Here is a 20,854-nt window from a genome sequence, read left to right on the forward strand (position 1 = left end):
CTTTTAAAATTTGATTTTTTTTATATCTCCTTCATCGACAATGCAAAATTCTCGCATAATTTAATCAAAACTTTCTATCAAAATCAAACTAGTATTATCACTCGCTTCTTTTTGAAGTCTGTGGTCAATAGTTGCAATGAGAGCTCCGGTTGACTCCTCTTTATTGAGTAAGTATTGAAGCGTGTTTGGATCTATGATGTTGTGAACACCATCCGAACAAATAAACAATTTGTCATTTTTATTCAATATGAGTTCTTGATAGGAGGGTACAGATTTCTTAACATCACCTTGAATAGAGCGGGTGACAATATGGTTATATTTAGATAAATTTACGCTACCATTTGAATTGTCAGTTTCATAAAGCTCATTACTTAGATTATGTGATTTGCTCTCAAAGCAAAGTTTGCCATTTGAATAATGCAGGATTTTTACATCTCCCACCCAAAATGTCTTTGCGGTTCTTCCTGAAACTATTATTCCGCCAAGGGTGGATCCAAGTTTTGATTGGTGTTGTTCTTGGTATTGGCGCAAAGCTAAGTTCGCTTTGTTTATTGCCTTATGGATAAAATTTTCGTTAAATTGAGTGTTGTTGGATATAAAAGTAGTCAGACTGTCGATAACCATTGCTGCGGCAATATCACCATTGTCATAGCCTCCCATTCCATCTGCAATTAGATAGAGATAAGAATCAGTATTGATTTTCTTAGCTAATACTCGATCCTGATTAGTTTTTCGCTTACCTATATGTGATATTACTTTAGATTTCATTTATTTGTCGGTACATCCAATTGAACCATCCGTTTCAGCGTATCGAAAAAAGCTTGTTGAAAGGCACTATCTTGGGTGTGCAATTTGTACAGTTCCAGTTCATTTTTTCGTTGTCTGGACAACACTTCCTGAATAATTCGACGTAAAGCAATATCACTGTTTTGTTCGTCTGGGTTTTGTTTAACCTTTTCTTCGAAGTCTGGATGAGCTTCTACAAATTTCTGCAAGCTTAGCATTTTAACGCGTTGTTCCTCTGGGGTAGCATCCCAGCCTTGAAAATAACGTTCGTTAAAAGATTTGATGATGGCTTCCAGTTCATCTTCTTCGTTTTCTCCGTGAGCACCACGGATGCTCGGGTTCTGCGGATCGAGCTCAGAGTCACCTTCGTCCAAACCTATTTTCACCCCTATTTTATCACGCTGTTCCAACCCATACGTGGCCAAGTCAACGGCATCCAATAATTTGTCCAAGTCGTCTTCGTCGGGGTCTTTGACAATCATTTTAGGGATAAGAAACTTTAGGAACCAATATAGCATTTCCCATTCCGGATTATCGAAATCCAAGAGTGCTGCCACTTGGCCATAAATTTTAACAAATTGCCGCGCCTTGATTTTATAATCTGCCTTTTGCTTCTGGTCTAACTGCAATTCCACATCAAAACGGGCTTGGGGTTTGCTTAGAGCTGCTCCCAAGGTTTCCGTATCTGCATTTGAAAAGAATAAGTCGTTGAACAGTTCCACTTCAGACCATTCGTAAACACCTTCTTCATCCAAAATCATTTTGGCATCGTGCAGCACATTGACATCCGTTGCACTACTTAACGTTGTTACTGTATAATAAGGGTCAAAAGCTTTTTTAATATCCTCTTTGTCATTGAAAAAGTCCAACACAAAAATATCTTCGGTCTTTTTTCCCAGTTTTGAAGCTGAACGGTTTAACCGAGATAAGGCTTGCACAGCCATTACGCCTTGCAGTTTTTTATCTACATACATAGCGCAGAGTTTTGGTTGGTCAAATCCTGTAAGGTATTTATTGGCGACTACCAAAATACGGTAATCGTCCATATCAAAATAACGTGCAATCTTGTCCTGAATATAATCGGGATCAGATGACTGGGCGGTATCCAAATGAGCGGGTAGGTTGTTGAGAGATTCTTCGGTTAAGGAAATGCCGTCTACTTCTTTTTCTCCTGAAAAAGCGCAGATGGCTCCATATGGGTTGCCACGCTCTTCCAACAAACGTTGAATAGCTTTAAAATATCGAACTGCAGACTCTATACTCTGCGTCACAATCATCGCTTTGGCTTTTCCTTTTAATTTTTTCTTTTGCACAAAGTGCTTAGTGAAATGATCCAGCATCACTTCAGCTTTGGTATCTATGGTTTGCTGGTCTTTTTCTACAAAGGCTTTTAATTTCTTTTGGGCTTTTTTGGTATCAAATATCGGATTTTCTTCTGCCGACTTCGTTAAACGGTAATAGCTTTTAAATGTGGTGTAATTGTTCAGTACGTCTAGAATAAAACCTTCTTCTATGGCCTGTTTCATCGCATACAAATCGAAAGGCTCAAAACTGCTATCTTCTTGTGGCATTCCAAACTTTTCTAACGTACTGTTTTTGGGTGTTGCTGTAAAGGCTAAATAAGAAGCATTGGTTTGCATCTTTCGGGATTGCATCACCTGCGCTATTTTATCTTGAACATCTTCGGCTTCTACTTCAGTTGATTCTTGTCCAATAGCCCGGTTTAGGTTGTCTGCCGTAGTGCCCGATTGCGAACTGTGTGCTTCATCAATAATCACAGCAAAGCGCTTATCGCTTAAATCAGAAATGCCTTCCACGATAAAAGGGAATTTTTGAATCGTAGTAATAATGATCTTTTTACCTTGCTCCAAGCTTTCTTTTAAACCCCGACTGGAATAAGCAGGGGCTACAATATTTTTGACTTCCGAAAAACTGCGAATGTTTTCACGAATCTGTCGATCCAATAAACGCCGATCGGTTACGACAATAACAGAATCGAAAATAGGTTTGTCTATTGCTTTTTTACCAGCTGCGTGTTCATTTTTTGGATAGGCTTCTATCAACTGGTAAGCTGCCCAGGTAATAGAATTTGATTTTCCCGAACCGGCAGAATGTTGAATAAGGTAACGGAAGCCCGTTCCATTTTCGCTCACGTGTGCCATAATTTTTCGTACCACACGCATTTGATGGTATCTAGGGAAAAATAAAGTACGTTTATTTATAGGGTCTTTAGACTTCCCATCTAAGCGCACAAAGTGTTGAATAATATTGGCTATGCTTTTTGGCTTAAATAACTCTTCCCATAAATAGGCTGTTTTATGACCAAATGGATTAGGCGGATTGCCTTTACCATTTTCATAGCCTTGATTAAAAGGTAAGAAAAATGTATCTGTGCCGTTCAGTTTGGTCGTCATAAATACTTCATCGGTATCGGCAGTCATATGTACAAGACATCTCCCAAAATTGAGTAAAGGTTCTTTGGGATCACGCTGCTTACGGTATTGGTTTTGACCGTGCAACCGTGCATTTTGACCTGTCCATTGATTTTTGAGTTCAAGGGTAATTAGCGGTAAACCATTGACAAAAATTACCATATCAATTTCTTCCCTCGGATTACTTTCTGAATACGGCACTTGGCGGGTTACGCTAAATTGATTACTGTCAAAATCTTTAGCAACTCTTGCGCTGCTACTTCCTAAGGGTAGCGGAAACAACAACGTGAAGTGTGCATCATCAACTCCCAAACCTTTTTTGAGTATGTGCAGCACTCCTTGTTTTTTGATAATGCGATCTAAACGTTGCAAGATTTTAAGTTTCCAATCGTTGCTACGTTTGAGTTTACCGAGTTCTTCTTCCTGTGTGCTTTCTAAAAAACCCCAAAACCGCGTGGTATCTAGTGCATATTTTGAATCAAAATGAGAACGGTCTCCATTATAATACCCGTTTCTTGTTCTATATGCTACATTAGCTTCTGCTACTGAAGTGCCTTCTTCTTTAAGTGTTTCTAGTGAAACCCCGGTTAAGCATTTTTGAATAGCAGCTTCTAAAGCTTGTTCGTTGGTGTTTGTTTTCATACTTTTTAAATAGGTAGATGTTTTCCGATATATCCTACCATAATTTTTTTGGAAGCATTGTCTTCTAAAATATGAATACGAATATTTCCTAGTTTAATATGTAATTCAAATATGTCGGTTCCTCCATCAGGTAACGAAAAGATGCGATCTTGGCTAAACTTATTCATCGTTGTAACTGACTCTGGGCTTAATGTTATTGCGGTAGAATTATTTAGATCTTGATAATTGAAATTACCTTCGCTCCAATTTTGCACATATTCATTGAGAATAGATAATTGTTCTACACATTGTTGAAAATACTGCCCATTTCCAAATAATTTTAATTGTTGCTCTGAATTATCACAAAAAATAATATTTGGGAAACAAATTTCTTTAAGAAATGAGATATTTGAGTGATTTAATAAAACAAGATGATACTTTTTAAATTCTTTAAACTTATCGTCGTTTTCAACACAAAGATTTTTATCAATTTCTAATTGTGGAAAATTTATTCCTAAAAAGCCTACTGCAGTATTTGGAAAAATCTCACTCAATTCATCTAGGGATTTTGGATTGGAATCAGATCTTTCAATTTGTTCTAAAAATGTTGCTCTAAATTGATTTTCTTGGGAATAGTTTTGATATAATTCAGAGTAATTCTCTAATAGATTAATACTATTATTTTTATAGAAGATGTCATTTTCCTCTTTATCAATTAGTATTAAGTCATCCAGCCCTTTTTGAAATTCATCGAATTTAAGGTTTTGCATAGACTCTTCTAGCAAAAATAATCTAGTCATTTTTCCTTAATTTTAGAAGAGTGGCGTAATCTTTTTGAGATTGATCAAAAAAGCCAGATGGCCATTTCGATAATTCACCTTTATTATTTATTTTGATACTTTCTATACTTGGTTGAGTATTTTTACCATCATTAGAAAAATAATTAATTGTAGTTTGGTCTGGAGGTAAATCATTTTTTGTGACAGCAATTTGGATTCCATTTAAAACGTGATCGCTATGAGTTTCAATTATTATATTAATTCCTGTTGAAGCCATTTTGGTTAAAAACTTTCCTATTCGGGATTGGGCAGATGGGTGTAAATGAGCTTCAGGGTTTTCTACAATAAATAGTGTATCTTGTTTAGCGATAAGTGCAGTAAGGATAATAGGTAATACATAACTTAAACCAAATCCAATATTTGTAGCTAAAACAGATTCATTATTACTAAACGAGTTTTTCATCCTAATTTGAGAAGACATTAATTTGGTGTTGAAAACCCCTTCAACTTCATTTCCTGGTAAAATATAGTTTAGCCATTTATTTACTTGTGTTCCTAATCGTAGGTTATTGGTATTTTCAAATTTCCTCTTCTCATCTACTTTAAAACCATATTCAAAGGAAGGATCTCCTAATAGTTGTGCACAGAGAGATCCATTATAGCCGGTATTGGGAAAGTCATAAAATTTAATATCGTTGTTTACTCGTGGTCCAACTCGTTCAGCGTTTAGATAATAAAACTCTTGCTTGAATAAATAAAAATCGTTTTTAAGATTATTGTTTACATTATCGGGTTTAAGCCATAATACATCTTCAACTGGAACGTCATATTCAACCAATAATTTTGATTGTTTTATATTTATACCTAGTTGAATGCATTGCTCATTCGCATTGAACGATATCACTTCTGAACTTGTCCCCAAAGAAAGGCCATACGAACCATTCAATTCTACAGAAAGACCATTTGACTTATTAAAGTGATAATTCGTATCATTCGAATCATCCGTCCAAATAGCACAATGTTCGATTGTTCTTCTCAAGAACAATAATGCTTGAATAGCCGAGCTTTTACCATTTGCGTTACCTCCAGCAAAAACTGTTAATCGGTTAATTGGAATAGAAATATCAGTAAAGCATTTAAAGTTTTTGATTTCAAGGCTAGTCATAATTACTTTTTTAAATTTGTGTCGATTAGTTCTTGAATCTTCTCAAAAACATATATCAGGTTGTTTCTAGAATTTGTCCCATATGAAAGAGAATCTAACAAATTTTGATCATTCTCGATCAATTTCGCTAAAGGTTGTAAAAAAGCGCCTTCTTCATTTTTTTGTTGTATGATATTTGGATTTTCATATGATAATAAAACAGAACAGGACACAAATAAGGCCTTATTAATAAGTTGTTTTCGGGCTTCAGGTTCTAAATCTTTCGTTCTGATCTTCCTAAAGGCGTACCTACTACCAAAAAGATACTCTGAATTAATCATTGCTTTTTTAAAATTTTCAGTATGATGTTTTAAATTGATTAGTTCGGTAGTTCGAACCTTTTCAGTTAAATCATTTAATGAAGCTTCCATATATCCAGAATACATCTCCACATTTCCATTTTTATCAAACAACTCTCTAAACAAAATAAAGCGCAAAGCAATCTCTTGATCATCCATCCTGCGAGATCGAATACTATAATTAGTAGCGGTTTTAAACTCATTCAAATCCGACATATCTCTGAGGGTTTGTCTTAAGCCTTTGCCTGCTAAACAGTTTCTGATTTCTTGGTTATTCAAGGGTTTTCCTCCAGTATTAATTCTCCTAAATATGTCATATTTCACTTTTGAGGGAGAAGAAGGATCAATTACATTGACAGAAAATTGAGTTTGATTAAACCATCTGAAATATTTTTTATCTAATCCTTTTTTGCCATTTTCATTTGTATAATATTTACCTCCACAAGTTTCATCTAAGTATTCAAGACCCTTTAAAGGAAACTTATTTTCCATAAACTCTTTAATTGTTGTAAGTCGCTGCAATCCATCAACAATAGTGATTCGTCCATCTGATTCTTCAGCAAAATAGAACATTGGCAAAGGGATTCTTAGAAGTACACTTTCAATTAGTCTTGATTTCTGATTTGAAGTCCACACAACATTTCTTTGAAAGTCTGGTGATAAGTCAATATCCTCATCTTTGATCATATCATAAATTAGGCGAAGGCTAAATTGTTTGGCGTGAACTTTAATATCTTCGGGATCAAAAGGTTGTATGTCAGATTCATTATCAATGTCAGTTTTTTCTGTTCCTTGTTGTTCCGATTCTATAAAGTCAATGAAGATTGCATCTATTTTTTCTCTTAAAACCTCTTCTTGCTCGGAAATTTCATCATCTTGAAATTTAATAGAGGTTTCATTATTTTCTACCTGAATGATTATCCAATCTCTGCCATTTTCGTCTTTTAATAGAATATCTCCAGAATCATTGGATGAACTCTTTACAGCATTTAGAATAATTGATTGATTATTTTTAAGGCTTATTTCCATATTCATTAGTTAAAATTAGTTATTCAACTCACTTTAATTTTTCCCAATACACAACTATCTATCAAGCTCGCCTTATATTCTTTTAACTTTATAATAGCCTGCTCTTGTTGAGTAACGGCTTGATCTAGTTTTTGGGATTGCGCATCAATGTAATTGACAATTTTTTCTTGTTCTTGTTTAGCTGGCACTAGGAAACGTGCTTTTTTCATATCTGATGTCCCTAAACCAACTCTTGTAATACCATTAGATTCTACTTCAAATTGAGCGTTGAATAACTTGCATTGCAAAGAACGAAATAGATACCGTCCTATAATCTTTTCGTTTGGTTGAATCACTGCAAGATGGTAACCACATATAACATTGGTAAGGTCTTCACTTACATAAGCTGGTTCGGCTATATCGGAAGCTGTTTCAGAATCTTTTGTTATGACAATATCTCCTTTTTTTAGGTGGAATTTACTTATTTGATCTTTAGTGGCTGTGGCAATCATCAAATCAAGATTATCCGTGATAAATTCGTTCTTATACACATCTGTGTAATTACATAGTCTGACTTCAGTTTCATTTGGTTTACTGTGTTTATCTACGTTACTTGGGAAACTATTGGAAATAAATTTCAGTTTCATAACTTCCCAATTTTTAGGAATCTCACCGATCCAATCTACTCCCGAATCTTTCATCGGCACGTTTTCATTCAAACCTCGTGTTACTGCCTTTTGTATCAAAGCTTGTTTCCGCTCTTTCAGTAAGGCAATCATTTTTTCTTTTTGGGCTACGACGGTGTCCAATTTTCCACAGGTTTCGTCTAAAAAATTGGCGATAGCTTGTTGTTCAGGTTTTGGTGGAAGAGGCATTAGAGAGTAGGAAAGTTGACTAAAACTTATGTTTTTTCCTTGTCTGATACCCACAACACTTGTTTGGAGTTCTGAAATAAAACTAATACTCTTAAATAGGTATTTGAAATAGTTATCTTGAATATTTTGCTTCCACTTTTTTAGAACAGTATATGCTGGACTAATTATTCCATCGTGAAAACAATATTCTAAACCACCTTGGAAAGAACGTAGGCTAATTGCAAAATCACCTTTAGCTATGAATTTAAATGAATCTAAATTTCCAGAAGGCATTACAGACCTTTCTTCAATCCAATCTCTGGGAATTACACCTCTATTTTGGGTTACGGAAAGCAATTCTTCTTCAGGTTTGCCTTTTATTGAAACATCTCTAAATAAATATTTCATTTTTATAGCTTGCCAATCCTTAGGAATTTTGCCTAACCAATTTACATCACTGTCTTTATATGTTGGATAGGTTTTCATAGGTTCACGCTGTTTAAAATATCCATAATCAAGCCTTCACTTTCGGTTTCTAATTCGCGAATGTCTTTATCAATTTCATCAAGCGGTCGTAAGGGTTTGTGCTGATAGAAATACTTGTTGAAACTGATCTCATACCCAATTTTGGTTTTATCCAAATCTATCCAAGACTCTTCCACGTGGGGTAAAACTTCCCTTAAAAAATAATCATAAATGGTTTCATTTAAAGGAACATTTTCATAATCCCGTAAATCACTTTCACTTTCGTAAATGGTGTAGGTGTCTTTGTTTCCACCCGGGAAATAGCCAAAATGCGGGAGTTGGTCTGGGGTGCAATCCAAATGGGCACAAAGTCTTTCCAGTTTTTCACCTTTTAAGATTTTGGTGGCTTTGATGACTTTTTTAGCTTCAGGATCGTAAACACTTACCGCATCCAAAATGGCTTTTTTCTGAGCGTTGCTTAGTTTTATCTCCAATTTTTTGAGTGCTTTGTTGACCTGTTTTGAAAAATGGTTAAAGTCCATAAACACCGTGTCTCCAATAACTTCATATAATTTGGTAGCGGTATCTACCAAGAATTTAGCATCTTCCCAAGTTTTCTTTGCGGTAAGCTGAGCTTTCTTTTTAGAGCTCAAACTGATATCATTAGCCTCACACCAGTTTAAGATTTCTGTTTTAATACTGGGCAATTCTGTATAAACCTTTTTACCAAAGGTTTTATACGCATACTCCATTGGTTCTTGCAATTGACTATGGTAGCGTAAACTTTCAATAGCTTCTAATGTAAACTGAGACCGCAAGCGCTTGGGACGTTCAATAGTTACTTTATAATATCCAAAATCTGTATTGTTGAAAATTTTGCTTGCCAATTGGTCGTCTTTCTCTCTTTCTCTTGCTTCTGAATTGAGAAAAGTCTGCGTGATTTCTGCAATATGTTCCGGGGTAAATTCACAATTTTTTTGTCCCAGGTTTTTTCTTAGTTTTTGGTAAAGCGGCTGCGCATCGATGAGTTGTACTTTGCCTTGACGTTCTTTGGTTTTATTATTGCTAAGCAACCATATATAAGTGGTAATACCCGTATTGTAAAATAGGTTATTGGGTAGTTGCACAATGGCTTCCAGTAAATCATTTTCAATTAAATAACGTCTAATGTTGCTTTCCCCACTGCCTGCATCACCAGTAAAAAGACTACTGCCGTTGTGAACACTGGCAATTCGGCTTCCTAATGGACTTTGTTTTAGATTTTTCATTTTGGACACCATTTCCATCAAAAACAATAATTGCCCATCGCTGCTTCTCGGGATGGCTTTTTCGGTGTCTGTTTCTTGCCAATAATTGGAAAGTTGAATGGTAAAACGTGGGTCTATAATATCCTTTCCGTCTTTGATGTATTTCTGCTCACTGGCCCAGCTTTTTCCGTAAGGCGGATTGGAGAGCATAAAGTCGAAATTCTTTTCGGAAAATTCATCGGTAGAAAGCGTAGATCCCAATCTGATATTTTGAGGGTCATTTCCCTTAATCATCATATCACTTTTACAAATAGCATAGGTCTCGTCATTGATTTCCTTTCCAAATAAATAGACATCTCCTTTAGCTTGAATGGCACCAGCTTCATCTTTGATGAAATTCTGACTTTCCGTGAGCATTCCGCCACTACCACAGGCGGGGTCGTAAATAGTCATTACGGGTGGGAGTTGATGCTTAACAGGTTCGAATACCAAATGCGTCATTAATTCAATTACCTCACGAGGTGTAAAGTGTTCTCCGGCTTCTTCGTTGTTTTCTTCGTTGAATTTTCGTATGAGTTCCTCAAATACATAACCCATCCCCAAATTGGATAATGCGGGAAGTTTATAACCATCGGGATCTTCTTTCACAAATGGAGTTAAGTTAATTCGTGGTGAGGTGAATTTTTCCAGCACATCGAGTAATACATCCTTGGTGGCCATATGTTTAATTTGGCGAACCAAATTAAATTTTGAAATGATTTCCTTAACATTATCGCTAAATCCTAGAATATAATCTTCAAAATTAGCCAAGAGAATGCTCTGATTGTTAGAAGCCGTATCTTTTAGTAATTGAAGTGTCCATTTGCTGGTATTGTAAAATTCATAACCAGCTGCCGTTTTCAGTCCTTCAGATTCCAGCTCTGTAAAGCCTGCTTCTACCGTTTGGAACCGGACTTCGTCCATTACTTCTTTCTTCGATGGTTCGAGTAGAGCATCCAGTCGGCGCAAAACAACCATTGGTAGGATAACATCACGATATTTTCCGCGTACATATACATCGCGTAAACAATCGTCAGCAATAGACCAGATAAAAGCTATAAGTTTAGAATGCGAATTTTGAGTCATTTATTTTTCGTTTAATCCATTAACTATATTTTCAATGCATTGTAGCACTTCGTCATAGTTTAGGGATTTATGGGTTTCTATAATTTGATTAATCAGTTTACTTTCTTCCTTTTTATCGATTTCTTCGTTTAAGGTTGTAAGAATAGAGTCAACTGTTTCTGTGTGTTTTTCTAATAATTCTTTGCTATCCTTTCCTAAAAGAACCGCTCCTCCTGTGGTGCTTTTGAATGGCTCTTGGCCATATACAGCATCATAATAATGGGTTGCAGCTCTTTCTTCGTGAATTGATAAGTAGTTTTCTAAAATAAAACCTATATCATCCGCATCTTTATTGTTGCGCTGGTGGCGATCCTTCCAAGCGATTATTTTCAAAATGAAAATACCGCTGAGAGTCGCAATTTTGATTTCGGTTTCATTGTCTATACGAACTGGTAGTGCAGCTTCATCAGCAGCTGTAAAACCTAAAACGGACATTGCTATTTCTTCGTTAGGAGGCCAAAATATTTTGTGCTCTTTTTTCATTATTTCTCCGAAAGGCACAATATCTAATTGGAATTTGCCTTTGTAGATAAAACGTTGTTTTTGATCCTTATCCTTGGTGAAATTTTCAAGCTTTACAAGCTCCTGTTCAACACTTAACCATTGTCCCCAATCGTTCACCGTAATCGCGATATCAAGATCGTAGGTTAAGCGACCGGACTGTGCATCGTGTAATTCCATAATGATATCCCGTGCGGTAGCACCGATCACAAAAAAGGAAATACCCGCTTCTTTGAAGTACTCTGTAAGTTCTAACAGAATAGGTTTCAATAGTGGATGCGTAAATTTCTCGCTAGATATACTGTAGCTCATTCTCTAGTATTTTTTTTGCGGTTTCGATATTTCTTCCATAGCCACTGTTTATTAAATCTGCATATACTAAAAGTGGGGGGGCGGTTTGGTTGTTAGTGTCGCTATCTTTCCAAAATTTTTGTAAGATCTCAACAGTACCGGTTTCACTTGGGATTAAACGTAGTGTTTTTGCGACTTGAGAAAGTTCTAAATCTGTAAATAAGGTAAATTGCTCAGGCCTTAGATTATCTGTATAAATCGCCCCTCCTGGTTCACCTCCCCAAAGGATAGAACCATTTTCAGAATGTAAATCTATAGTGCGCCAATTTTTTAGTTGTTCCTGATCTATAAAACGCATTCTTTTTCTGAGAATTCGAGGTCTAAGCGTTGCATTAAAATCAACCACCCAACGCTCTAATAATTCTCTTTTATTTTTAAGAACTCGTTTATTACTTGTTTTTAATAAGTAATTTAAGGCTTCAAGTTCAGCCATTACATTGCTTACCGATCCTACGGATACGTCAGCTCGTTCCGAAATTATTCTGTAAGAATCTTGAAGGTTTTCTGGTTTATTTAATAAATGAAAAATAATTTTTAAGCCTGTTTCTTGAAAAGCTCGTGATTGATTTGTCTTATCTTTCTTTGTATTCTTTTGACCTTCTACGAAGATCGTTAAATCTATATGCTTTATAAACGCATTGCCGGCAACATCGATATAGTTAATACCACGCCCCTTTAGTTCTTGGGTTGCCTTTTTTGAAATATATTCAGCTATTAAAATAATAGGTCTGTTACTATTATTTTTCAGTTCTTCTAATTGAGATAAGATAAATCCTTGGTTAGATGTCCTAACAGCAGATTTGCTCTCTACTATAAATTGTGTGTTGTTTATAGTCAAAAGCGCATCATAATCAGCCCTATTGCTATCTACCTGAATAGAAACTTTAGTTAGTTCTTCCAGCTTAGAAGCAGCCTCGTAGATGAAGTCATTATTGCGATACATAGTTCTTTATGTTCATTATTTAATTTTGTTCAGTGACAATGAACATTCAAATATAGTGAACGAATTTAATAAAGCAAGCTAATTTCTAAAGAATTTAATAAAGTAAAGGGAACTAAATGGACGATTAAGCTATTCGTGTTAACTTAAAACGGTCCTCTATCCTTCGGTCCATTATGGGTAACCTTCCATATACCATCTTCCTTGACCAATTTAAAGATACCAGGTTTCGGGTCGTAGGATGTTAAATATTTAATCCAAGTTACCTCACCTTCTTTTTGTTCATCCACGACCTTAAAATTAGATTCAGAATTTTTGTCTTCGGCAAACATTTCTTGTATGCTCGAAAGGTTTGCATATCCGGATTCTGTTGTGTATTCTTTTAATGTTGCCTTATCACCGTGATAAAAACTTTCGGCGACGAATTTGGCGGTTTCTGAAGGAGATAAATTTTGTTTTCCGGCACAAGAGAGAAATAATACTACTAACGAAAAAACTGCTATTTTTTTCATAACAATGTTAATTTGGGTTATTGATAAATCTATGCGATATCTTTAATTTTAAGTTCCTTTCCCCGTTCTTTTCATTGAGTTCTAAAATTGCCCTACGATCATTCGATAATGAAAATTTAGGCATCACATACACCAACCTTACAGTTTCGTTTTCTTTTATTTTTGCAGGCAAACTATATTTAAAAACCGGTTTTTGATAAAGCCGCTGTAATGACTTCTTCTTGCCTTTTTTTCTTGTCGCAATAGATAATTTTAGAAAGTTGAGGTCATAATCCAATGAAGATTTATTTTCAACTTGAATCACGAAATAAAGTTCTTTCTTGTCAAAAACAATATTCTCAACACTCAATACGATGCCTTCGTTTCGTTTTTTTATACGACCAATGCGTTGCTTTCGACCAATTAGATAAGAACAAAATTTATTATAATAATAGGTGCTGTTATCTATTGTGTCTTCACGTTTAACAATAGTAGTTGAATCAAGAGCAATAGGCTTTTCATTACCAATGCTTTTAGACGTTGGTATAAAATAATTCAGCCGATCTAGCTTTTTCCTATACTTTACAATATACGAAAAAACAGATCCGTTTTTGTTGACTACCAAAAGATTGCTTTCTTTTCCGGGCTTTGCCTGGAGCAATCCGAAATATTGCCCTTTCTCACGATTATAGGTAAAGACAAAGTTTTCAGATCCTGTTATCCCTTGACGGATAGGTTCTGGGAAGAACAATGCTACATTTTTTTGATCATTCGCATAAATGGTATCAAGATGAAAAGATGTTTGTGCTGTAGTGAGAACTGTACTAAGCAGGAATATTGAGATAAAAATAAAATTCTTCATAAGAATAGGTTTAATGTTGTTTTGAGTCTATAACTTAGGCTTCAGGATGAGCCTGTAATTGTTGAGCACGGTAACCTTAATATTGCGGTTATTGCGCTGGAATATCTTTTTAAAACCACCTACTTGTGGCACACCGGCAATATTGATATCATCCACCATATCTCCGATTACCTCGGTTGAAACTTGGGCGCGAAAGTTGTTTTCTACATAAACCCCTTCACTTCCATCCTGAAGGTCAAAGGCTTTTAATTGGGTTGGATGATTCTTTATGTTTTCGATTTCTATCAAGACCCGGTTGGGCTGAAAACTAATAAAGCCATAAATAGGTGTGTTTTTTGGAACCTGTTTGCTGTTAATGGTAGCGGCGTTTGTCAGGCGCATCCGTAAACGGGAATTGGCTTTAACCACTTGGTCGCCATCCACAACGGCGTAAATCAATGCATCGGTATTACCGGAAACTGAAATATCACTTTCTTTCGGATCTGAAGCAAAGAATAACTGGTGTTCCAGTCCCATTTCTTTAGCAGCAATTTTTTGTTCTGCTTTTATTTCTGAAGAGTCCACTACTTTTTCGGACTTCGGGGGAGATTTCCTACTACCAATATGCTGATAATTTCTTTCGGAATACTTTATTTTCCCTGCGGAATAGATGCTATCCACAATACGTTCTTTTTCATTTTCGGCGAAGTCTCCATCATAAAAACCAAGTGAATCAATCAACTTTTCATCATAGATGCTGGGAGCATTGGTTTCACGCACTTCTTTTAGATCGTTAATGGCATCCAGTTTGGAATCATATTCCTTTTGGTCTTCTTCCAGTGCGGGAACGGACGTTTCTTTAAGGTTTGTGTTCTCACTTTTCTCATCTCTCATTACCATAATAGAATAGGAGATCAAGAAAATCACAACTACGGCGAGTACTGCCGCAAAAACTATTTTATTTTTTTCTACCTTCATAATCATTTGTTTTTTAAATACCCATTATCGGTTTTCATCGTTTAGTTTTTTAAGGGATTTTTCAAAGTAATCGGTGATTAGCAATCCGTGTGGATTGTTGGGGAAGTTTCGGTCTACGGTAATTAGGTTTCCGGTGGAGACCAATTGATAAGTGTCGATTATCGACCCCCGGTTGATCTCAAAAATGGTAACCGTCCTGAAGGTATAAGTTCCGTTTTTTTCTGCGATTTTCGAATCGATGCTCAGTACTTTTTGAATTAAGGAATACTGCAAGAGTCGATTGTAAACACCATCTGCCTTTTTTTGACTATATAAATTATCCACAGTGCTATTGCCCAGCCACAACGCCTTTTCTAAATTCTTTTCATAATTGCTTGCGTCAATATTGTAGAAATAATTATGGAATAGATCTAAATGCGCCAAGGCCTCCACTTTAAAATTTTCTTTTTGGGTAACAAGCTTTAAAGGGATGATACTTCCATCAGTGTTGATGGCAAAAGCGTTGTTCAGGACTTTTTTATGGGTTGAGAATGCCATCCATAAAGCAAAAATATTGGAAAGCAACGTGCACACGATCAAAGCCAAAACGATGAACCGGTTCAGTTTTAAAACAGTATAGATATTTTTATAATATGTTTTCATTATGCATTAATTAATTTGTAAATAATCTAAGGGTAAAGGAAGTCGCGCGGCGGTACAATTTGAACTTCAGAAAAACAATGAACCCTATTGATCCCAGTTGTACCACAGGGGCGAATATTCCCTGGCTGACATCTGAACCAAATAGGTTTGGCCAAAAATTAGTATTGATTTCGGTATAGAGCGCATTGACAAAAACATTGACCAGAAAGAAGGCGGGAACTAACATATAGACCGCAGCATAGAGCTTAAAAAATGTATACGCTAGTGAGCGGAATTTTTCAAAAACGGCCAGGCTGATAACCAACGGGAAAAATGCCTGCATTATCCCGAGAAGGAAAAAGCGCTCAGCCAAGAATAATGGATAGATAAATAAATCCAGAATCCACAAAATAACACCTCCGACAAAGGCGATTAACTTGAATCCATATAATGGTGTAACTAGAGCTTCATAAAGCAATGTCATTGCATTTTTAGCAGCATCTATTAGATTTACATCTTCTTCAATAGGAATATCTTGCATCTGCAAGGGGAGCAAAGCGGGAGCTGTGTCTCTATATTGTCCTTCGATGGAAACAAGAATACTATCAAAAAAGCCCAATACTTGTGTGGAAAAAATAACTAAGACGACAACCGCAAAATTCTTGGCGAGTTCCCCCGGGCTCAATCCCCAAGTATAGCCATCTTTATCAGCTACGCCCTCATTATATTTTTTTAGAATATTAATCAGGAAGAAAAGTACCGCAAGGGTTTTCATTCCGCCAATGGTATATTGGGAAAAATCGCCGTTTTGAATGGTCTGAAAAACGGTGTCCACATATTCAAGACCAATTCCTAAAATAATTACCGCATTCATCATCAATATCCTGTTTCCCTGTTATTGATTTTATCCTGCATTTTTCGAAAGGAAATAATCTCCCAGTAACGTTTGGTTTTCACCCTTATGTTGGAGACCATTTCCTTCGATTCCATTTCTTTTTGCTTTAGGATTTCAGCGCGATCGGCGTCACTCATTTTTAGGTAATCGCTGGACAATACCTGGTCAATAAAATCCATTGTTTCCAAAGAATTATCTATGATGCTGTTGAAGGATTTCGTGACCCGGTTAATCTCATCGGGTTTGATATAGGGAGAGTTTAAAATATCCTGAAGGTCATTTTGCATAACATTGATGAGCCGCTGATTGTTTTGTCCTATTTCTTGCACTGCTTTTAATTGCTTCACGACATTATTGACCTTTTCAAGGTTTTCCTTTTGGGTTTTCAGAAATTTTACGGTCTTTACAAGATTGGAAGTCTGTTTTGCAGACTCAACAAGTGATTTTACCAAGCTTACAAAGTTGGTATTGTCATAAACGGGCATCCCTTGGCACGCAGCGCGTGTAGGCAAGAAAAGGATGATTACTGTTGCAACGATTAAAATTTTTGTCTTCATAATATTATGTTTTAGCGATGAATTCTTTTATAGCCATTTCCATATCTTGTGTCTTTTTATAAATGGCCATTATAACCTCATTTTCCTGTCCATCGGTCAAGTAAGCGGCATACACTTCCTTCGGAACTTCCAGCCGGAAAATGTTACTTTCCTTTCCAATTTTGATAAACATTTCGGTATACTTCCTTGAGCCAGAAAGGTTATTTTTAATGGATTTTAATTGGTTTAAATCGTGGCGGGAGAGGTTGAGCCGCTTGACCAGTTCGTCATAACCTTTTTCATTATTTAGGCTATAAATGACCTGTGTGTTTTCGAGAATACTTGCTGAAGTGGAATTGTTCGGAAGCTGATTAATGGATTGAAGAATGATGCCAATCGCACCATTTTGTTTTCGGATGGCTTGATAATAAAATTCCACGCTTTCCAGTACATTTTCAAATTTCAGTTGCTTGGCAAACTCATCAAAAAGGATAATCCCTTTTTCAGCTCGATTCTTCCAAATGGTTCGTTGAATGGCAGATTTAATCAGCTTCAACATTACGGACAGGATTTCCTTATTGTCCTTGACTTCGTCCAGTTCGAAAACTATGAGCCGTTTATCCTCAATTTTGTAGGTCTGGTCTTCGCTGATTTCAAAAAGGAAACTATATAGACCATCGCCAACATACTCTGACATTACGTGCAAAAAGCTGGTAATATTGAAGTAGTCAGGATGGATTTTAAGAGTATCAAGAAGGTCTTCCTGATTGCTTTCAATAAAGTTGTAAAAACCATCCAACGAATGATTTTCCGAAACACTATTGTAATAATGGCGTAATATCTTTTTTACGGAAACCGATTGTGCCTTGGTTACTTTCAAATCAGATGCAAACAGTTCAAACAGGAATACCGATAAATCCTCAAGGCGTTCTGGGGTCAGGTCATTTATATCGCTGATGTAAAACGGATTGATGTCCAGATTCTTTCCGCTCTCGTAGCGCAGCACGGAGTACTGTTCGGGATAAAGCTTAGCAAATTTGGTATAGGAACCACCCAAATCGATAATGACCAAGCGCACCCCACTCTCAAAATATTGGCGCAGAATGTTATTAGCCAAAAAGGATTTTCCCTCACCGGTTGGCGCAAAAATGGCAAAGTTTCTTGCCTTGATGCGCTTTTTTTGCTCGTCCCAGACGTCTTTAAGAACAGGAATATTATGTTCCCGGTCATTGAATATAATTCCGGTGGAATCTGATTTGTAATTACTGTTGTTAATGAACAGGCAAAGTGCGTGTTTCAGGTCCGTTACATACAAATCGTTATTGGAGAAATTAGAAGAAAAACCGCAGTAGCTGTTCAGAATATAATTCTTCCTTTCCTCACCCCTTGGATAATAAGGAATAATGTCCAGTTCCTTAAACTCCGTTTTGATTTTAGAACTGATTCGGCTGAGATTTGCCGGATTTTTATCCCAAAAAATGATGTTTAAGTGCCCGCGTATAATCCGGGCATTGTCATCGGCATTGATCTGATCCAAGATGTGCTGGATTTTTCCAAGAACCACTTTGTTTTGTGAGCCGAAATTAGAGCTCTTGTTCAGTTCCTCGACTTTCTTATCAAGCAACTTGCGCCATTTGTGTTTGTCATCCAGATACAAGATTTGGTTGACAATATGGTTCTCGTTTAGCGTTAGCCCTATACCATCAATAAACCCTTGATGAAATACAAAATCGTCTGAAGTGAATTTATCATTGGTTTTGCTACTCTGTACACTTTCGCCAAAGCACAGTTCGCTGTTGATGGCAAGGGCATCAAAATAATTTTCGCCTATATTGACGTTTGTCTTGTCCAGTATGATATCGGTGTCAAAACCTTCATTGAAGCCATTGAAATATCCCTTGGTTATAGTTTGAATTTCTTTAGCGTCAAGTGGGAGAAATTTCATTTTCCGACTATTATTGATAAAGGATACTGAATCATTTACGGCGTTTATAAAACGCTTTACATTATCATCCAATTCTTGTATGATACCTTTTGAAACCTTGCGGAAAGGATTGACATATTTAGGATTGTTCAGTGATTTATTTTTTGTCAGCGTGAAGAAGAGATAACAGTTGTGGTCAATATACTCGCGGCCTTTGAAATGATTACTTGTGGCTTTTTCCAAAAATGTCTTATTGGGAAGCTGCTCGGAAGTATAGGACTTTTTGAGATAGACATCCTGTTTGTGAACTACTGTTCCTAAGGGTAAAGATTTCAATGCTTGAAACCAGGCACCGTGCATATCTTCAAAGTCTTTTTCAGACAATGAATAGATTTCAGGTAGGTTTCCTTTGTAGCATAAAACCACATTACCATTGTTGGCAAATAAGATATTGCCCTGAATATCTGCAAGGGGTTGGTAGGTAGAAAGGTTAATCTTATTCATAATCTAGACCGGAATTTCGTTTGTTACTGATGCTTTTTGGGAAGGTTTTTGTCACTTGGAATAGCTGCGAATTGCTTGTAATTCGGGTCAGGGCGATATATAAGACTGAATTAAGAACAAATCCGCCAATGATCACTCCAAAACTGAACGAGAAGATAATTACCAATAAAGAAGCAATGATGGAAATCATCATCACTGCAAAGAGGGAAATGGGCAATCCAAAGATGACTGCCCTTTTTCTGATGTTTTTATAGACCTCGAACCTCTTCATTATACTACGATTGAGATTAGATAGGTAAAAATTCCTACGACCGCGCCCGCAATTAATACGAAGACAAGCACACGGGTAATCCCTTTTTTTAGGTCTGCATTTTCTCCAAAAAAATGCCCGGCATTAAATAAGAAACCTACAAGAAAAATAACCCCGAGAAGGATGGGGAAAATGGTTCTAATGGTATTCGAAACATCATCAACAGAATCTTCAATTCCCCCAATTTGAGCAAAAAGAGAACTTGAGAGAAGCGAAAGACAGGTCGCTAGGTAAATTGATTTTTTCATAACGGAACGGTTTAAATTTTTGATTCGTTTTTGTTATTAGAAAAGTACATATATTTGTTTTTAAATAACTGTAAATCAGATAATTGTGAATAAAATATTATTTGGTTTCATTTGGATTTCGATACTGTTATTTAATATCAAATTCTATGAAATTTGGAAGAGAGGTTGTTAATAACTCAAAAAGTTAAAATGAAAAAAGTGCTTAAAAACGTCAGTTTTGTGATTTTGCTACTGAAAATGTGCATCTTTTTTGGGCAGGAATCGCCAACAAGAAAACGAATTGTTATTGATGTTGGACACGGTGGAAAAGATTCCGGTGCCATCGGAATAAATGGCATTAAAGAAAAGGATGTTGCGTTGAATATTGGTTTGGAAATTATAATGCTTAACGCAAAATCAGAAACACCATTGGATATTTACTTAACCCGTTATAGTGACACGCTAATTTCCTTATCGGATAGGACTAAGCTTGCCCAAACCCTTAAAGCAGGTTTGTTTGTGTCTCTGCATTGTAATCATTCTCATAATCCGAATGCAAGAGGGGTTGAAATTTATGTGGCCAGCATTATATCAAAGTATTCCGAAAATTCTACTTGGTTTGCCTATCAATTACAGAACCAGTTTAAAAAGAAATTAGGGTTTGAAAGTAGAGGTGTGAAGTTTGCCGATTTTCAGGTGTTGCGGGAAACAGTTGATTATTGCCCTTCCGTGCTTTTAGAATTGGGATTTTTGAGCAATTGGGATGAAGCTGATTATTTTTTTAAACCTAAAAATTTTCAATTAATTGCGTTTGCTATTTTAATGGAAATAATTAATTGTGCACGTTATGACAGGTTTTTTTAAAGAATTAATCAA

The 20,854-nt window shown here is 36.1% G+C and carries 18 protein-coding genes; 1 reads left to right on the top strand and 17 read right to left on the bottom strand.

Features of this window, described 5'->3' with window-relative positions:
• Positions 1-60: 60 nt before the first annotated feature.
• The 17 genes from ACFFU9_RS03970 to ACFFU9_RS04050 form a co-directional block, all read right to left on the bottom strand.
• Positions 61-768, bottom strand: coding sequence for a PP2C family protein-serine/threonine phosphatase (locus ACFFU9_RS03970; RefSeq protein ID WP_379860079.1), 708 nt, complete (start codon positions 766-768; stop codon positions 61-63).
• Positions 765-3,860, bottom strand: coding sequence for a type I restriction endonuclease subunit R (locus tag ACFFU9_RS03975; protein ID WP_379860080.1), 3,096 nt, complete (start codon positions 3,858-3,860; stop codon positions 765-767). The genes ACFFU9_RS03970 and ACFFU9_RS03975 overlap by 4 nt, the downstream gene beginning before the upstream one ends.
• Positions 3,861-3,865: 5 nt before the next feature.
• Positions 3,866-4,639, bottom strand: a complete 774-nt coding sequence (locus ACFFU9_RS03980) for a hypothetical protein (protein ID WP_379860081.1) — start codon at positions 4,637-4,639, stop codon at positions 3,866-3,868.
• A complete protein-coding gene (locus ACFFU9_RS03985; RefSeq protein ID WP_379860082.1) occupies positions 4,632-5,783 on the bottom strand; it encodes an AAA family ATPase in 1,152 nt (383 codons plus the stop codon). Before ACFFU9_RS03985 ends, ACFFU9_RS03980 begins: the two co-directional genes overlap by 8 nt.
• 2 nt (positions 5,784-5,785) lie before the next feature.
• A complete protein-coding gene (locus ACFFU9_RS03990; RefSeq protein WP_379860083.1) occupies positions 5,786-7,150 on the bottom strand; it encodes a GmrSD restriction endonuclease domain-containing protein in 1,365 nt (454 codons plus the stop codon).
• A gap of 23 nt (positions 7,151-7,173) precedes the next feature.
• Entirely contained in the window at positions 7,174-8,469 is a 1,296-nt protein-coding gene (locus ACFFU9_RS03995; RefSeq protein WP_379860084.1) for a restriction endonuclease subunit S, read from the bottom strand.
• The gene (locus ACFFU9_RS04000; RefSeq protein ID WP_379860085.1) at positions 8,466-10,820 is read right to left on the bottom strand and encodes a type I restriction-modification system subunit M; all 2,355 of its coding nucleotides are present in this window, start codon (positions 10,818-10,820) and stop codon (positions 8,466-8,468) included. The genes ACFFU9_RS03995 and ACFFU9_RS04000 overlap by 4 nt, the downstream gene beginning before the upstream one ends.
• Positions 10,821-11,672 carry a nucleotidyl transferase AbiEii/AbiGii toxin family protein gene (locus tag ACFFU9_RS04005; protein WP_379860086.1) on the bottom strand — a complete coding sequence of 284 codons (852 nt, stop codon included), beginning with the start codon at positions 11,670-11,672 and terminating at the stop codon, positions 10,821-10,823.
• Entirely contained in the window at positions 11,653-12,654 is a 1,002-nt protein-coding gene (locus tag ACFFU9_RS04010) for a type IV toxin-antitoxin system AbiEi family antitoxin (RefSeq protein WP_379860087.1), read from the bottom strand. The genes ACFFU9_RS04005 and ACFFU9_RS04010 overlap by 20 nt, the downstream gene beginning before the upstream one ends.
• A 143-nt stretch (positions 12,655-12,797) precedes the next feature.
• Entirely contained in the window at positions 12,798-13,163 is a 366-nt protein-coding gene (locus ACFFU9_RS04015) for a hypothetical protein (protein WP_379860088.1), read from the bottom strand.
• Positions 13,164-13,170: 7 nt separating this feature from the next.
• Positions 13,171-14,004 carry a DUF4138 domain-containing protein gene (locus ACFFU9_RS04020; RefSeq protein WP_379860089.1) on the bottom strand — a complete coding sequence of 278 codons (834 nt, stop codon included), beginning with the start codon at positions 14,002-14,004 and terminating at the stop codon, positions 13,171-13,173.
• Positions 14,005-14,031: 27 nt separating this feature from the next.
• Positions 14,032-14,961 carry a conjugative transposon protein TraM gene (gene traM / locus ACFFU9_RS04025; protein ID WP_379860090.1) on the bottom strand — a complete coding sequence of 310 codons (930 nt, stop codon included), beginning with the start codon at positions 14,959-14,961 and terminating at the stop codon, positions 14,032-14,034.
• A gap of 24 nt (positions 14,962-14,985) precedes the next feature.
• The gene (locus ACFFU9_RS04030; protein ID WP_379860091.1) at positions 14,986-15,603 is read right to left on the bottom strand and encodes a conjugal transfer protein TraK; all 618 of its coding nucleotides are present in this window, start codon (positions 15,601-15,603) and stop codon (positions 14,986-14,988) included.
• A 10-nt stretch (positions 15,604-15,613) separates the two neighbouring features.
• The gene (locus tag ACFFU9_RS04035; RefSeq protein ID WP_379860112.1) at positions 15,614-16,456 is read right to left on the bottom strand and encodes a hypothetical protein; all 843 of its coding nucleotides are present in this window, start codon (positions 16,454-16,456) and stop codon (positions 15,614-15,616) included.
• Positions 16,457-16,458: 2 nt separating this feature from the next.
• Positions 16,459-17,034 carry a TrbJ/VirB5 family protein gene (locus ACFFU9_RS04040; RefSeq protein ID WP_379860092.1) on the bottom strand — a complete coding sequence of 192 codons (576 nt, stop codon included), beginning with the start codon at positions 17,032-17,034 and terminating at the stop codon, positions 16,459-16,461.
• 4 nt (positions 17,035-17,038) lie between these two features.
• The gene (locus tag ACFFU9_RS04045) at positions 17,039-19,441 is read right to left on the bottom strand and encodes a TraG family conjugative transposon ATPase (protein ID WP_379860094.1); all 2,403 of its coding nucleotides are present in this window, start codon (positions 19,439-19,441) and stop codon (positions 17,039-17,041) included.
• A gap of 270 nt (positions 19,442-19,711) precedes the next feature.
• Positions 19,712-19,999 (bottom strand): hypothetical protein, encoded by a 288-nt coding sequence (locus ACFFU9_RS04050; protein WP_379860095.1) that lies wholly within the window; start codon positions 19,997-19,999, stop codon positions 19,712-19,714.
• A 189-nt stretch (positions 20,000-20,188) separates the two neighbouring features.
• Here ACFFU9_RS04050 and ACFFU9_RS04055 point away from each other — a divergent pair, with 189 nt between their 5' ends.
• Positions 20,189-20,842, top strand: a complete 654-nt coding sequence (locus ACFFU9_RS04055; RefSeq protein WP_379860097.1) for an N-acetylmuramoyl-L-alanine amidase family protein — start codon at positions 20,189-20,191, stop codon at positions 20,840-20,842.
• Positions 20,843-20,854: the final 12 nt, after the last annotated feature.

The sequence above is a fragment of the Mariniflexile ostreae genome (genome assembly GCF_042427585.1).
GTDB classification, from domain to species: domain Bacteria; phylum Bacteroidota; class Bacteroidia; order Flavobacteriales; family Flavobacteriaceae; genus Pseudalgibacter; species Pseudalgibacter ostreae.